The sequence below is a fragment of the Photobacterium sanctipauli genome (assembly GCF_003026495.1).
GTDB lineage: Bacteria > Pseudomonadota > Gammaproteobacteria > Enterobacterales > Vibrionaceae > Photobacterium > Photobacterium sanctipauli.
The window spans coordinates 153,829-167,570 of sequence record NZ_PYMA01000007.1; the positions used below are offsets into that span (position 1 = coordinate 153,829).

General features: G+C 56.2%; 16 protein-coding genes. 5 read left to right on the plus strand and 11 right to left on the minus strand.

Annotation, left to right across the window (positions count from 1 at the left end):
* Positions 1-2: 2 nt before the first annotated feature.
* Positions 3-722: an osmolarity response regulator transcription factor OmpR gene (ompR, locus tag C9I98_RS13135; protein ID WP_036821434.1), complete on the minus strand. Its 720-nt coding sequence runs from the start codon at positions 720-722 to the stop codon at positions 3-5.
* A gap of 328 nt (positions 723-1,050) precedes the next feature.
* Between ompR and greB the strand changes: the two genes are divergently transcribed.
* A complete protein-coding gene (greB, locus tag C9I98_RS13140; protein WP_036821431.1) occupies positions 1,051-1,518 on the plus strand; it encodes a transcription elongation factor GreB in 468 nt (155 codons plus the stop codon).
* Positions 1,519-1,609: 91 nt separating this feature from the next.
* Positions 1,610-3,946: a Tex family protein gene (locus C9I98_RS13145; protein WP_107272066.1), complete on the plus strand. Its 2,337-nt coding sequence runs from the start codon at positions 1,610-1,612 to the stop codon at positions 3,944-3,946.
* Positions 3,947-4,045: 99 nt separating this feature from the next.
* Here the strand turns inward: C9I98_RS13145 and C9I98_RS13150 are convergent, their stop codons facing one another.
* From C9I98_RS13150 to bioH, 3 genes are all read right to left on the minus strand, one after another.
* Positions 4,046-4,507 carry a hypothetical protein gene (locus C9I98_RS13150; RefSeq protein ID WP_036823921.1) on the minus strand — a complete coding sequence of 154 codons (462 nt, stop codon included), beginning with the start codon at positions 4,505-4,507 and terminating at the stop codon, positions 4,046-4,048.
* A 42-nt stretch (positions 4,508-4,549) separates the two neighbouring features.
* Positions 4,550-4,912, minus strand: a complete 363-nt coding sequence (locus C9I98_RS13155) for a hypothetical protein (RefSeq protein WP_036823920.1) — start codon at positions 4,910-4,912, stop codon at positions 4,550-4,552.
* Positions 4,913-5,023: 111 nt separating this feature from the next.
* On the minus strand, positions 5,024-5,788 hold the full coding sequence (gene bioH / locus C9I98_RS13160; protein WP_036823917.1) for a pimeloyl-ACP methyl ester esterase BioH: 765 nt from the start codon (positions 5,786-5,788) through the stop codon (positions 5,024-5,026).
* Positions 5,789-5,824: 36 nt separating this feature from the next.
* Between bioH and C9I98_RS13165 the strand changes: the two genes are divergently transcribed.
* Both C9I98_RS13165 and nfuA read left to right on the plus strand, forming a co-directional pair.
* Complete coding sequence (locus C9I98_RS13165) at positions 5,825-6,550, plus strand: ComFC family protein (protein ID WP_107272067.1); 726 nt, start codon at positions 5,825-5,827, stop codon at positions 6,548-6,550.
* A gap of 117 nt (positions 6,551-6,667) precedes the next feature.
* Positions 6,668-7,246, plus strand: coding sequence for a Fe-S biogenesis protein NfuA (gene nfuA / locus C9I98_RS13170; protein ID WP_036822651.1), 579 nt, complete (start codon positions 6,668-6,670; stop codon positions 7,244-7,246).
* 114 nt (positions 7,247-7,360) lie between these two features.
* Here nfuA and C9I98_RS13175 read toward each other — a convergent pair whose 3' ends face one another.
* The 6 genes from C9I98_RS13175 to C9I98_RS13200 all read right to left on the minus strand — a co-directional run bounded on the left by C9I98_RS13175 (position 7,361) and on the right by C9I98_RS13200 (position 12,558).
* On the minus strand, positions 7,361-7,753 hold the full coding sequence (locus tag C9I98_RS13175) for a 3D domain-containing protein (RefSeq protein WP_036822648.1): 393 nt from the start codon (positions 7,751-7,753) through the stop codon (positions 7,361-7,363).
* 103 nt (positions 7,754-7,856) lie between these two features.
* Positions 7,857-9,206, minus strand: coding sequence for an MATE family efflux transporter DinF (gene dinF / locus C9I98_RS13180; protein WP_107272068.1), 1,350 nt, complete (start codon positions 9,204-9,206; stop codon positions 7,857-7,859).
* Between the two features lie 127 nt (positions 9,207-9,333).
* Positions 9,334-10,266: a heme o synthase gene (cyoE, locus tag C9I98_RS13185; RefSeq protein WP_107272069.1), complete on the minus strand. Its 933-nt coding sequence runs from the start codon at positions 10,264-10,266 to the stop codon at positions 9,334-9,336.
* 19 nt (positions 10,267-10,285) lie between these two features.
* Complete coding sequence (locus C9I98_RS13190) at positions 10,286-11,323, minus strand: COX15/CtaA family protein (RefSeq protein ID WP_036827230.1); 1,038 nt, start codon at positions 11,321-11,323, stop codon at positions 10,286-10,288.
* Positions 11,324-11,335: 12 nt separating this feature from the next.
* Entirely contained in the window at positions 11,336-11,884 is a 549-nt protein-coding gene (locus tag C9I98_RS13195; RefSeq protein ID WP_036827233.1) for a hypothetical protein, read from the minus strand.
* On the minus strand, positions 11,881-12,558 hold the full coding sequence (locus tag C9I98_RS13200) for an SURF1 family protein (protein ID WP_107272070.1): 678 nt from the start codon (positions 12,556-12,558) through the stop codon (positions 11,881-11,883). The genes C9I98_RS13195 and C9I98_RS13200 overlap by 4 nt, the downstream gene beginning before the upstream one ends.
* A gap of 29 nt (positions 12,559-12,587) precedes the next feature.
* Between C9I98_RS13200 and C9I98_RS13205 the strand changes: the two genes are divergently transcribed.
* Positions 12,588-12,794 (plus strand): DUF2909 domain-containing protein, encoded by a 207-nt coding sequence (locus C9I98_RS13205; RefSeq protein WP_036829758.1) that lies wholly within the window; start codon positions 12,588-12,590, stop codon positions 12,792-12,794.
* A 36-nt stretch (positions 12,795-12,830) separates the two neighbouring features.
* Here the strand turns inward: C9I98_RS13205 and C9I98_RS13210 are convergent, their stop codons facing one another.
* Positions 12,831-13,733, minus strand: a complete 903-nt coding sequence (locus C9I98_RS13210; protein WP_107272071.1) for a cytochrome c oxidase subunit 3 — start codon at positions 13,731-13,733, stop codon at positions 12,831-12,833.
* Between the last annotated feature and the right edge of the window lie 9 nt (positions 13,734-13,742).

Below are 13,742 nucleotides of genomic sequence, written 5' to 3' on the forward strand. Positions count from 1 at the left end.
GCTTACGCCTCGCTGCCGTCCGGTACGAATACGTAGCCCAAGCCCCACACCGTTTGGATATAGCGAGGACGGCTCGGATCTTCTTCAATCATGCGGCGCAAGCGCGAAATCTGGACGTCAATCGAACGCTCCATCGCCGAGTACTCACGGCCACGGGCCATGTTCATCAGCTTGTCACGCGACATTGGCTCACGGGCGTTGGTCACCAGCGCTTTCAGTACCGCAAACTCGCCGGAGGTCAGCGGCATCGACTCTTCGCCACGGAACATCTCGCGGGTACCCAAGTTGAGGCGGAAGTCACCGAACTCAATGATCTTGCTGTCAACGCTAGGCGCACCCGGTGCTTCGACAGTCTGGCGGCGCAGTACCGCACGGATACGGGCCAGTAGCTCACGCGGGTTGAACGGTTTAGGGAGGTAGTCATCGGCACCGACCTCCAGGCCGACGATACGGTCAACCTCGTCACCCTTGGCAGTCAGCATCAAAATCGGCAGCATGTTGTTGGCGTTGCGCAAGCGGCGGCAAATAGACAGGCCATCTTCACCTGGTAGCATCAAGTCCAGTACCATCAGGTGGAACGTTTCACGGGACAACAAACGATCCATTTGTTCGCCGTTGGCCACACTGCGTACCTGAAAACCCTGCTCAGACAGGTAGCGTTCCAGTAGCGCACGCAGACGCATATCATCATCAACAACCAGAATCTTATAATTTTCCTGCATATTTCACCTTACTTGCATCGACCCAATTTATCGTGCTTTGCGCGTATTCTACTCGACACACCCAGCGGTTAGCTGAAAATTGCGGCTAAAATAACCGCTAAATTGTTACCGATTATGTCGATCCGCACTGTGTGATTAATATCTCGCCGGCCAAATACTGGCACGAATATTTTTTGCCTATTGCTTAAACTAACCTAAATTCAATGAACTATCCAAAACAATACGTGATTGGTCCCCGGAGTATTGATCTCTGTAGCCCTTCAGTAGAGTATGGTGCATCTTTCATTTCTGTTCAGCTTTCAATAATTAAGCAGGATCGGCCCCAAGCATGAAAACCAACCTTATCACCCGCGAGGGTTACAACAAGCTTAGAGAAGAGCTCGACTTTCTATGGCGGGAAGAACGCCCCGAGGTCACCAAGAAAGTGACCTGGGCAGCCAGCTTGGGCGACCGCTCAGAAAATGCCGACTACCAATACAACAAAAAGCGCCTGCGCGAAATCGACCGCCGGGTACGCTACCTGCGCAAGCGGCTGGAGCAGGTCCAAGTGGTCGACCATTCCCCCCAGCAAGACGGCAAGGTCTTTTTCGGTGCCTGGGTCGAGATCGAAAACGACGACGGCGACACCATGTCGTTCCGCATTGTCGGGCCGGATGAAATATACGGCCGCAACGACTACATTTCGATTGACTCCCCGATGGCACGCGCCCTGCTAAAAAAGGAAGTCGACGACGAATTCGAGGTCAACACGCCCAATGGCAAGAAAGAATGGTTCGTCAATGCCATTCGCTACTAGGCAACTGACACGCTTCTAACACAGCGTACCTTGTCTACACCCCAAACGGCCGTAGAATGGTGCGCTCAATGACAAAAAGAGAAACAAACGGATGAGCAACACGATCAACCAGATGATTGCCGGTGAGCTAAATGTTCGTAACGAACAAGTCACCGCCGCAGTGACCCTGCTCGACGATGGCAACACCGTCCCTTTCATCGCCCGTTACCGTAAGGAAGTCACCGGTGGGCTAGACGATACCCAACTCCGTACCCTTGAATCCCGTCTTGGCTACCTGCGCGAGCTGGACGACCGCCGCCAAGTGATCATCAAGTCGATCACCGAGCAAAGTAAGATGACCCCCGAGCTGCAAGCTGACATTGCCTCGGCCGATAGCAAAACCCGCCTTGAAGATCTGTACCTGCCTTATAAGCCAAAGCGCCGCACCAAAGGACAGATCGCCATTGAGGCCGGACTTGAGCCATTAGCCGACACCCTATGGCAGGATCCAAGCCAAACACCCGAGGTACTGGCAAGCGACTTTGTCGCCGCCGATAAGGGCATTGCCGACACCAAGGCCGCCCTTGACGGTGCCCGTGCTATCTTGATGGAGCGTTTCGCCGAAGACGCAACCCTGCTGGATAAAATCCGCCGCCACCTGCAAAACAACGCCGAGCTGACCTCCCGCGTGGTCGAGGGCAAAGAGCAGGAAGGCGCCAAGTTCAAAGACTACTTCGAGTACAGCGAAGCACTGAAAAATGTGCCGTCTCACCGCGCCCTTGCCTTGTTCCGTGGCCGTAACGAAGGCGTGCTGCAGCTCACCCTCAATGCCGATCCGCAACAGGAAGAAGGCGTGCGCGGCTCCTACTGCGAAGTCATGATCGCCGATCACTACGCTGTCAACCTCGGCACCCAACCGGCCGACACCTGGCGCAAGCAAGTGATCAGCTGGGCATGGCGGATCAAAATCCTGATGCACCTCGAAACCGAGCTGATGAGCGCATTGCGCGAAAAGGCAGAGGACGGGGCCATGCAGGTATTTGCCGACAACCTCAAGGACTTGCTAATGGCGGCACCCGCCGGCCCGCGCGTCACCCTGGCGCTCGACCCGGGCCTGCGCACCGGCTGTAAGGTTGCCGTGGTTGACCAGACCGGCAAGCTGCTCGATACCGCCACCATCTATCCGCACACCGCCCGTGCCCGCGTCGCCGAAGCCGAGGCTGCAGTGCTGGCGCTTATCACCAAGCACGACGTCAACCTGATTGCGATCGGTAACGGGACTGCTTCACGTGAAACAGATGCCTTCGTTGCCCAGCTGCTTAAGGACAACAACCTGAAAATCCAGAGCGTCATGGTGAGCGAAGCCGGCGCCTCGGTCTATTCGGCCTCCGAACTGGCAGCCAATGAATTCCCGAACCTGGATGTCTCCCTGCGCGGCGCGGTTTCGATTGGTCGCCGCCTGCAAGACCCGTTGGCCGAGCTGGTGAAGATTGATCCTAAGTCTATCGGTGTTGGCCAGTACCAGCACGATGTCAGTCAAAGCATGCTGGCCAAGCGCCTGGATGCCGTGGTCGAGGACTGTGTAAACGCCGTTGGTGTGGACGTGAACACCGCTTCCCCCGCCCTGCTGACCCGCGTTGCCGGCCTTAACACCACGATTGCCCAGAACATCGTTAACTACCGCGATGACAACGGCCGCTTTGAGAACCGCACCACCCTGAAGAAAGTGGCTCGCCTTGGCCCTAAAGCCTTCGAGCAGTGCGCGGGCTTCCTGCGCATCATGAACGGCAAGAACCCGCTTGATAGCTCGGCGGTACACCCCGAGTCATACGCCGTGGTCAAAAACATTGCTGCCGCCAACGATAAGGCAATGGATGCGATCATCGGCAACAGCGACTTCCTGCGCGGACTCAAGGCTGCCGACTATACCGACGAGAAATTCGGTGTACCGACCGTCACCGACATCATCAGCGAGCTCGACAAGCCCGGCCGCGACCCGCGCCCGGAGTTCAAGACCGCCACCTTCGCCGAGGGCGTCAACGAGGTCAAAGACTTGATCCCGGGCATGGTACTGGAAGGGGTGATCACCAACGTCACCAACTTTGGTGCCTTTGTCGATGTCGGCGTCCACCAAGATGGCCTGGTGCACATCTCGGCCCTGTCCGACAAGTTCGTATCCGACCCGCGCGAAGTGGTGAAGGCCGGCGATGTCGTCAAGGTCAAGGTGATGGAAGTCGACTTGCAGCGCAAGCGTATCGGCATGTCGATGCGACTCAATGACGAGCCGGGGCAAGAAAAGCCGGCCCGCAAGCCACAAGGCCAGCGCCCGGACACTCGCCCGCAAAATACTCGCCAGCATGGCAACAAGCAGCGTAACGAGCAACCAGCCGGCGGGGCAATGGGTGGCGCCTTTGCCGCGGCGTTTGCCAACGCCAAGCAGAAAAAGTAACCGGCCAGCCGCCGATTGGCAGGGCCAATAAACGACGAAGAGCCAGCAATGCTGGCTCTTTTTGTTTTTGTGTTCGGGCTAAAAAATCAACGCAGCCGCTTACAGCACCACCAAATATTCGGTGGGAGGGTTGGGTACCGTCGACTGGGCATATTTATGGGCAACCACCCCCTTGGTACGCTCATTGGCACTGATGGCCTCCAGGGCCTCGAGTACCTCGCGCGGGAGCTTGATATGCATTGAATAACCGAGATCGGTCACATCGGCCATATAGCTGTCAGCCGACAACGCCTTGACCAGCTGCTCGAATTCATCCTGGTAGCCGTACTGCTTTTCGGCAACGACAGGATCATGGTAATCGGGATGCTCGCTCGGATCCCAAGAGGGCTTCTTGAGCTGTTTTTCGTCACTGCTCAGCGGCTTCTCGCGCGCCGAGGCAGCCATTTCAGCAGGCGGGGTAATTTTCTCACGTACACGATTATCCCGCGCAGCCTGTTCGGTTGGCGGATTAACCGAAGGCGCAAAGGTAGGTGCACCAACTTGTACGGGGGTTACTAGCATGCTGATGCAGTTCTCCAAGCATCAGCCAATGGTTAACGCAGCCTAGGCAATGGCCAGCAATACGGTGGCAACCGTCCCCAGCGCAGACAGCACCTGCCCTGCGGTGTAGAAGTCGTCCGTATTTTCTTTTACTTCATCCGGGTGGTCCATACCCAAAGCGCCATAGGCAAACGACTCGGCCTTGCCTGCCGAATCTTTCTCCGTCGAACCATCAGCCTGGGTCGATTGCTGAGCTACTTCCTCGGCCTGCTTGAGCTTGGCTTCCTCGGAAATCGATACGGTGGTTTGGGCCACAACGGGTTTATCGGCTTCCTGACCGCCTTGCGCTTGCTTGGCTGCCGCCGCCGATGCTTTTAGGCTCGACGGGGAATAAGTAGCATTTTGGTTTATGTTTCCAATTGTCATTTATGGCCTCTCTATCCCAGAGCACTTCCATTGTTTAGTTATCGGCAACTTTTCTCTAAAGTTTAAAAAAATGTTACCGACCTGCCACACATGACCTCGGTAGGATCTAGCCTAGCCGATAAAGTCCTTCAATACCCGAATAAATTCATCGGGATGGGAAATAAACGGGGCATGGGATGCCAAGGCAAAAATTTGCCGCTGGGAATCCGGGGCAAGGCTATCGAGCGCCTTTGCCACCCTCACCGGTACCAGACCGTCCAACCGGCCATATATCCGCAACCAGGGCTGGGCAATCTCCCCAAGCCGGTCGCGCAAGTCGACTTCCTCAAGCATTTGCAGCCCGGCCGCCAATGCCTGCGGGTTCGGAGCTGGCCGCGACAATACCGCCTCTTTAAGGCGCTTGATATCCTGCCGCGCCGATGGGCTACCCATCGCTTGCAACGCCAGGAAGCGCTCGACCGTGGCCTGAAAGTCCTCATCAAGCTGGCGCCGGAAGTCTGCCAAGACCTCAGGCTTGATCCCCCGCCATGTGTGTTGCGCCGCAAACCGTGGGGAGCTCGCCACCGTCACCAGTTGGCTGACTCGCTCGGGAGCAAGCAATGCTGCTTGCGTGGCCACCAAACCGCCCAGTGACCAACCCAACCAGGTTGCCGACGCTGGTGAATTATCAAGCAACTGGCGTGCCATTTCTTCAACACTCTCGGCAAAAAGTTCATGGCTATGGCCGTACCCGGGCAAGTCAACCACATGGACCCGATAATGCTCAGATAAGACCGGGATCAACTGCTGCCATGCAGCACCGTTCATTCCCCAGCCATGAATGAGAACCAGATCGGAACCTTGGCCTTCGCTATGCCAGTAAAGCTTGGCTGTCATCTATATTTCCTTTATTTCAGCCTCAGGATGACCAAGATGGTATCGCCATTCACCCTGTTCGCCAACACCTTGCCCACTCCACCATACTGCCAGCTATGCCGCCTACCCATTGAATCAAGCCACCAGCCGGATAACGAACCGGGCAGCAAGCTATGGTGTCGTCACTGCCGCCAGCGCTTTCCCCAGCCTCCCTACTGCCGGCGCTGCGGTGCCAATACCGTGAGCATGAGCACCTATTGCGGCAGCTGCCTTGCCCAACCACCGCCATGGCAGCACTTCGTTCGCCTGGGTGAATACCGTTTTCCGCTACGAACCCTGGTTCACCAGTTCAAGTTCGGTCGCAAGTTTTGGCTGGCCCAGCCCCTTGGCCACCTGCTGGCCGCGCAGATCAGCGAACCGGCAGAGGCGATGATAGCGGTTCCTTTGCACCCGCTCCGCCGCCTCTATCGCAGTTTCAACCAAAGCGCGCTATTGGCTGCCGCCATTGCCGATAAAACCCCGAGCCGCTACCTGCCCGATGCCATACGACGCCGACGCTATACCCGCCCGCAACACCGGCTCAACCGCCAACAGCGCCAGCACAACCTTCATCAGGCATTTATACTTAAAGAACAGCCATTACCCAGCCATATCGCCATTGTCGATGATGTCGTCACCACCGGAAGCACGGTCGGTGCTATTGCCAAACTACTTAAGCTACATGGCGTCGAACGGATAGATATTTACTGCCTTTGCTACACCCCGACGGCGAAAAATCCATAAAAAGCCTTCAGAACCGAACTGAAATCATAGATGTTTCGAATAATGGGTGATAGAAAGGGCAGCAAAGAGTAGAATAGAATTAATCTTACTAATTAAGTCAGGTATTACGTCGTGTCTATGATTACTATTTCTGAAAATGCTCAACAGCACTTCGGCAAACTTTTGGCCCAGCAGCCAGAAGGTACAAACATCCGCGTATTCGTGGTTAACCCTGGTACTCAAAACGCAGAGTGCGGCGTGTCGTACTGCCCGCCGGAAGCCGTTGAAGCCACCGATACTGAAATCAAGCTGGATCTGTTCTCAGCATTCATCGACGAGCTAAGCTTACCTTTCCTTGAAGATGCCGAGATCGATTTTGTAACCGACAAAATGGGCTCACAGCTAACCCTGAAGGCACCCAACGCCAAAGTACGCAAAGTCTCTGACGATGCGCCGCTGATGGAGCGCGTGGATTACGTGATCCAAACTCAGGTTAACCCGCAGCTTGCAGGCCACGGTGGTCACGTTTCTCTGGCAGAAATTACCGAGGACGGTGTTGCTATCCTTCAGTTCGGCGGCGGTTGCAACGGCTGCTCAATGGTGGATGTCACCCTGAAAGAAGGTATCGAGAAAGAGCTACTTGCCCAGTTTGCTGGCGAGTTGACCGGTGTTCGCGATGTAACCGAGCACGCTCGCGGCGAGCACTCATACTACTAAGCACCCATGCTTAGATACCTACCGCCAAATAGCAAAAAGCCAGCATCAGTATGCTGGCTTTTTTAATCGGACGATTATATCCGGCGACACTCTCGTGCACACCCGGGTTAGGCGTTATACCTCTATCACCGTAATGGTCACGCTGCGGCGTCCCCAGTTTCGGGCGGCTTGGATATCTTTACCCATATAGATATCGATTTTCTTGCTCCAGCGCTTGTTCATCTTGTCGAGAACAACATACTCGCCAGGCAAACCTGAAATCTTCACCCTGCTACCGTGCTTTAGGCCCATGCTGAGCAAATCGCGCGAAACGGCAATTACCTTCATGCCCGGCTTAAGCCGATCACCCCAAGCGGCAATCGTCGGGTTGGCATTGGTCTGGGCGCGCACCGAGTTGTATGCCGTCGCCGTGACTTTCAATGTTTGTCCTTGGAGGGAAGCGCTCGCCGGCATCCCCCAACTCAAGGTCATAATGGACAATAAAATCCCAAAAAACGCTTTTTTCATCTGTACTACCCATGCAAAACTGGTCGTAATTTAAACAGATCATATAGTTGATGGGTAGCTTTTTTTACCGCAAAAAAGGGATAGTTTAGTTATAAAAACCTAACTACTTGTTTGCACTGGCTGGTTCCAGAAAAATATTTTTTTGCCATTGGTAAGCAAAAATCGCCGCCAGGCCAATTCCCCGCATCGCCATAAAACCAAGCATCGCCCCCCACAACGCATGGTTGCCAAAATCGGCCAACCACCACCAAATTGCAAAAAAGCTACAGGTGGCGAAGAACATGCTGTTACGCATTTCCCTTCCCCGCGTCGCCCCGATGAAAATGCCATCCAACAAGAAACACCACATCGATACCAGCGGCACCGCAGCCAGCCACGGTAGGTAAATAGCCGCTTCCTGTTGAACCGTGGGAATGTCGGAGATCAAGGCGATAATATCCCGGCCAAACACCCCAAAGGCAAAGGTGATGACCAAGGAAATCATCAAGCTCCAGAAGGTGGTCCCCACCATGGTTCGCCCCAACTCGTCACGATTGCGGGCGCCGATGGCTTTGCCGACCATGGCTTCCATCGCGTAGGCAAAACCGTCCATCGCATAGGACACCAGCATCAAAAAGCTCATCAGCACCGCGTTGGCGGCAACCACATTGTCCCCCAAGGTTGCCCCTTGGAAGGTCATAAAGGTAAAGGCCAGCTGCAGGCACAGGCTGCGCAGGAAAATATCCCGGTTGAGCTTAAGCAAGCGGCCTATGCCGTGGCGGACTGATCCCAGCTTGGCCTTTGCCGACGGCAATGCCTGGGCCAGCCATTGGCGCGAAACAAACCATAGCCCCAGCAGCAGGCCGCTGTATTCCGCCAGCACCGAGGCCGCGGCAGCCCCCTGCACCTTCCAGCCCAAGCCAATCACGAACAGTACATCCAGCACGATATTGACCACATTGGTGACGATCAGCAGCCACATCGGCAACTTGGCATTCTGGGTGCCCAGCAGCCACCCCATGATGACAAAATTGGCCAAGGCCGCCGGGGCGCCCCAAATACGAATAGAGAAATATTGCTCGGCATAGTGCTTCACTTCATCGCTGGCACTGCTGAACTGGAAGATCAGCTGCGAGACCGGTTGGTGGAACACAATTAAGATCAGCGCCAGCAACCAAGCCAGTGCCACCCCCTGGATAAACACCGTAGCCTGGGCATCTTTGTCGGAGGCTCCGTACGCCTGGGCGCTCAGCCCGGTTGTGGCCATCCGCAAAAAACCCAACAACCAGAACGTTACATTGATCATGGTGCCGCCCACCGCGACCCCGCCGAGATACCATGCATAATCAAGGTGGCCAATCACCGCGGCATCCACCAGCCCAAGTAGAGGGACCGTGATATTCGACAGCACCATTGGCAATGCCAAGGCAAATACCTGGCGGTGTAAAGAGATGTCCCGTAATGCCCTGAGCACAATAACCTCGATCAGCGTAATAAAAGAGCCGCGATTATCGGGTTATTAAGGGTAAATAGAAAGCCCCAAGCCATATTCTTTGCTTGGGGCCAGCGCGGAAGAAAATGATGAAGAAGCAAGAGGGCTGCTAGCCAATCAGCCCCATCAGCCAGTGGTCGGCTAGCAGGAAGACGAACAAGGCGAGCAAATGCCAAATCGAATACTTGAACGTCGCCCAGGCATGGCCAGGCTGATCGGCAAATTTCAATTTCACTGCATAGGCAATAAAGCCGATGTTGATGATACTGCTGCCAGCCAGATACAACAGGCCATTCATCCCGGTCAGCCACGGGAGCAAGCCGACCAAGGCAAGCATCACGGTATAGAGCAATACCATGGTCTTGGTAAACTCGATACCGTGGGTCACCGGCAACATGGGGATCCCTGCCTTGGCGTAATCGTCCTTGCGGTGGATCGCCAATGCCCAAAAGTGGGGAGGAGTCCAGGTGAAAACCAGCATCACCAGCAGCAAGGCATGGGGGTCGAGCTGGCCGGTCACCGCGGTCCATCCCAACAGCGGCGGAGCCGCCCCTGCCAGGCCGCCAATCACAATGTTCTGCGGGGTGGCATGCTTCAGCCAAACGGTATACACCACCGCATAGCCAATCAGGCTAGCAAAAGTTAGCCAAGCCGTCAGGGCGTTGAGGTGCCACAGCATTGCAAACCCGGCCACCATCAACACCACGGCAAAGATCACCGCCTTGTAGGTTTCCACCCGCCCCTTCGCCAACGGGCGGTGGTAGGTACGCGCCATCTTGGCATCAAAACGGCGATCCAGGATATGGTTGAACGTGGCTGCCGCCGCCGACTGCAACCCTATCCCTGCCAGCCCGAGCACCACGACCTCAAGGGAGGGCACCGTCGGCACGGCCAAACACATCCCGACCAAGGCGGTTAGCAGCAACATGGCCACGACCTTGGGCTTGGTCATGGTCAGGTAGTCCTGCCAAGCCGGTACCCAGGATTGCGCCGAAGACCGGGGTTTAATGCTGCCCTTGGCAGCCAACTGTAATTTAGCCATCTCTCGCTCTCCTTGCTTGTTAGCGCGTTACCGCACCCAGCCATGAATGCTCTGCTGCCCTAAGGCAATAGATTCGATAATTCACCGCCACCATCACCAGCAGCAGCAACACCCCAACCACGTTATGGCCCACCGCAACATGCAGCGGTAGGCTGGCAACCACATTGGTGATCCCCAGGCTAACCTGCAGTGCCAACATCGCCACCGTCATTACTGCCGCCGAACGCATTGCCGGCAACCGCCATAACCGCCATGCCAGCAATAACAGCACCCCGGTCACCACCATGGCGCCAATTCGATGCACGGCATGGATAGACACCCGCTGCTGGAAGTTGAGCACACCATATTGGTAGGTATCATGAACAGGTTGGATAAGGTTGAAGGCACTGGGATCAAAGTTGCCGGCCCAGTCCACCTCGCAAACAGGCAACTGGGTACAAACCAATGCGGCATAGTTGGCGGCGGTCCATCCGCCGAGGGCAATTTGGCCGACTACCGCCGCCATCGCCGCTGCCGCAAAAAGCTGCAGCCCCTTGCTTGGCCGCGGGCCGGATCCAGAAAATGAAGATGTTTGACGGCGCAGCCGCAGCACCAGCAACAACAGCAACAACAGCAGCGAAGCCGTGGCAAACCCGCCCAGCAAGTGCCCCATCACCACCACCGGCATCAACACCATGGTGACCGTCCACATGCCAAGCAAAGCCTGGAAGATAACCGTCACCAACAGCAAACCGGGCAGCAAGCGCGGCCTGCCAGCCTTGCGCCATGCCAAGATATTGATCAGCAGGATAAGTAGCCCCAACGTGCCCGCAATATAGCGATGCAACATCTCGTTCCATGCCTTGTCGGCCTCGACAGGCGCATCGGGAAACAGAGCCGCGGCCTTGTCGAGCTGCTCGGCGGTTTGCGGCACCGACACAAACCCGTAGCAACCCGGCCAGTCGGGACAGCCCAGCCCGGCTTCGGTTAGCCGGGTATAGGCGCCGAGGGCTATCACGCAAAGCGACAACAAGAAGGTCAATGCGACCAATGCCCGAAAGCCAAATAGCTTTTTCATAACCTGCCCTCCTTAGCCAATCTTTGATACTTTCAGCAGGCGCTTCAAATCACGCAGTAAATCTTTGCCCTGGGCCAGCACTTCCACCTTCCCCTTCACCAACGGGTACGCCATCATCACGTTGCCGAGAGGATCTGCGATATAAATGGCCTTGGCGCCATATTCCAAGGTCTTCAACTGGGTGACGATATGCTCGGGCACCTCGCGCTGCTCTATTCCCTCCGCCTGCGCTGCCACGGTACCGGGAAGCTCCGCCATGTACTCGGCAGGCACCAGCAAGACGCTGCTGATCCGCTCCTGCCCGGCTCCCGCGGCTTTGGGGATCTGGCGCAAGTTAAACAATGCGCCGGCACACTTTTCATCACACTGCTCCGGCAGCAAATAAATCAGCTGCCATTGCTGGCTTTCGCCCAGCCACTCCGAGGTGAGGGGGCTCGCCAGCAGCTCGCCCCGGTTGGTCACCCCGCCTTGGTACCAATTTAAATCCAGCACCAGCTTGGCCAAAATCACCGGCAGCGCAAACGCCCCCAGCAGCAGCAACAACGTTCCGTGTTTCCTCATACCTTACTCCGTTTCAACCACCACACGGCCAGGCCCGAGACTGCCAAAGCCAATAAAAACCATTGCAGGGCATAGGCATAATGTTTCTGCGGCCCCATCACCACCGGTTGCCAGGTTTGCTGCAACGCGATAGGGCTATCAGGCTCGATTTGCAACACCCACGGCTGCAATGGCACGGACATCTTTTCCCCCAGCACCGCCATGTCGAGGTTTTGCACCCTGACCGGCCATTGCCCCGTCCATTGTTCCGGCGCCAGCTCAATCAGGTTGGATGGCGGGGCGATAATCCCCGTGACCTTCAGCTCACCATGGTGCTCGGGTAGCATCGGGATCTGGTCCCGGTAGGCGGGGGCCGCTATCCAACCTAGGTTAACCAGTATCCAGCCGCTTTTGGCCTCGAAGGGGTACAAGACGTGGTAGCCGGGGCGGCCCCGGTAAAGTTGGTTATCCAACAGCACCGCCTTGCTATGGTCAAACTGCCCCATCAAGGTCAGGCTATACCAGCGGGGATCCGTCGGCAGGCTCGCCAAGCTGTAGTACATCTGCTCACTGCGAAACTTCAGGGCATGGCTCAAGCTTTCTTTTTCCTGCGCGCGCGACATTTGCCACAGGCCGAGCTTGACCAATGTCAGGAGTACCGCCACAGTAAAAAGTATGAAGCCAATCCTTCGCATAACCACCTATCCAACCCTGGAGGCTGCCCATGTTGCTAAAAGCCCTGCTCGTCTGCCTACTGATATTCATCATCTTCAACCTGTTCAGGGCACTGCCTATGATGATAAAAGGCCAGCAAGCCGAGCCTATGTCACGCTACCTCGGCCGCCGTTTGCTGTTTTCGGTTATCCTTTTCGTGCTACTGCTGATTGCGCTTGCCAGCGGCTACATCACGCCCAATCCCCGCCCCTACTAAGGCTGAGGGCCTGAGCGGGCCCGCCATGGCGTTGGCCTACAGAATGTAGACGAACACAAACAGGCCAAGCCAAACCACGTCAACGAAGTGCCAATACCATGCACCGGCCTGGAATGCGAAGTGCTTCTCGGGCGTAAAGTGCCCGCGCAACACCCGCAGCCAGACAATGAACAGGATCAAGGTACCGAGTGTCACATGCAGGCCGTGGAACCCGGTCAGCAAGAAGAAAGTATTGCCGTATACGCCTGAGTCCAGCATCAAGCCCATATCCTGATAGGCATGTATATATTCCACCCCCTGCAAGTACACAAAAAGGCAACCCAACAAGACGGTCAGTAACAAGAAAAGGTTAAGGCGCGGGCGGTTATCCTGCTCGAGGGCGGTGTGGGCAATATGCACCGTCACTGACGACGTCAGCAGGATCAACGTGTTATACAGAGGCAAGCCCAACGGTCCCATCGCCGTGGTTTCGGTTCCCCCCGGGGTCAGCACCAACGGCCACTGGGCAACGAACTCCGGCCACAGCACGGCATGGGTCATCTCGTTGTTGCCCGCCCCGCCCAGCCATGGCACCGCAATCATGCGGGCATAGAACAGCGCCCCGAAAAAGGCCGCGAAGAACATCACCTCAGAGAAAATGAACCAGCTCATTCCCTGGCGAAAAGAGCGATCCATCTGGCGGCTATACAAGCCGCCCATCGACTCGGTGATCACATCGCGGAACCAGCCAATCAGCATCAACAGCAACAAGCCGGCCCCGGTCAACAGCAGCCATGGCCCCTGGCCATTGAACAGGCCACCAACCGTCGCCCCGGCCCCCATCGCAATCAGAAATAGCGCAATCGCACCGACTATCGGCCACGCGCTCGACTCCGGAACATAGTAGTTCTCGTGCTGGGGTTTCATCGCTTGATCATGTTCAGAATAGGGATTCGCCATTTTCTCAAC

Excerpts from the sequence above, each read along its gene's own strand:
- ompR (WP_036821434.1), bottom strand. The coding sequence starts at position 722 with ATGCAGGAAAATTATAAGATTCTGGTTGTTGATGATGATATGCGTCTG.
- greB (WP_036821431.1), top strand. The coding sequence starts at position 1,051 with ATGAAAACCAACCTTATCACCCGCGAGGGTTACAACAAGCTTAGAGAA.
- C9I98_RS13145 (WP_107272066.1), top strand. The coding sequence starts at position 1,610 with ATGAGCAACACGATCAACCAGATGATTGCCGGTGAGCTAAATGTTCGT.
- C9I98_RS13150 (WP_036823921.1), bottom strand. The coding sequence starts at position 4,507 with ATGCTAGTAACCCCCGTACAAGTTGGTGCACCTACCTTTGCGCCTTCG.
- C9I98_RS13155 (WP_036823920.1), bottom strand. The coding sequence starts at position 4,912 with ATGACAATTGGAAACATAAACCAAAATGCTACTTATTCCCCGTCGAGC.
- bioH (WP_036823917.1), bottom strand. The coding sequence starts at position 5,788 with ATGACAGCCAAGCTTTACTGGCATAGCGAAGGCCAAGGTTCCGATCTG.
- C9I98_RS13165 (WP_107272067.1), top strand. The coding sequence starts at position 5,825 with ATGGTATCGCCATTCACCCTGTTCGCCAACACCTTGCCCACTCCACCA.
- nfuA (WP_036822651.1), top strand. The coding sequence starts at position 6,668 with ATGATTACTATTTCTGAAAATGCTCAACAGCACTTCGGCAAACTTTTG.
- C9I98_RS13175 (WP_036822648.1), bottom strand. The coding sequence starts at position 7,753 with ATGAAAAAAGCGTTTTTTGGGATTTTATTGTCCATTATGACCTTGAGT.
- cyoE (WP_107272069.1), bottom strand. The coding sequence starts at position 10,266 with ATGGCTAAATTACAGTTGGCTGCCAAGGGCAGCATTAAACCCCGGTCT.
- C9I98_RS13190 (WP_036827230.1), bottom strand. The coding sequence starts at position 11,323 with ATGAAAAAGCTATTTGGCTTTCGGGCATTGGTCGCATTGACCTTCTTG.
- C9I98_RS13195 (WP_036827233.1), bottom strand. The coding sequence starts at position 11,884 with ATGAGGAAACACGGAACGTTGTTGCTGCTGCTGGGGGCGTTTGCGCTG.
- C9I98_RS13200 (WP_107272070.1), bottom strand. The coding sequence starts at position 12,558 with ATGCGAAGGATTGGCTTCATACTTTTTACTGTGGCGGTACTCCTGACA.
- C9I98_RS13205 (WP_036829758.1), top strand. The coding sequence starts at position 12,588 with ATGTTGCTAAAAGCCCTGCTCGTCTGCCTACTGATATTCATCATCTTC.
- C9I98_RS13210 (WP_107272071.1), bottom strand. The coding sequence starts at position 13,733 with ATGGCGAATCCCTATTCTGAACATGATCAAGCGATGAAACCCCAGCAC.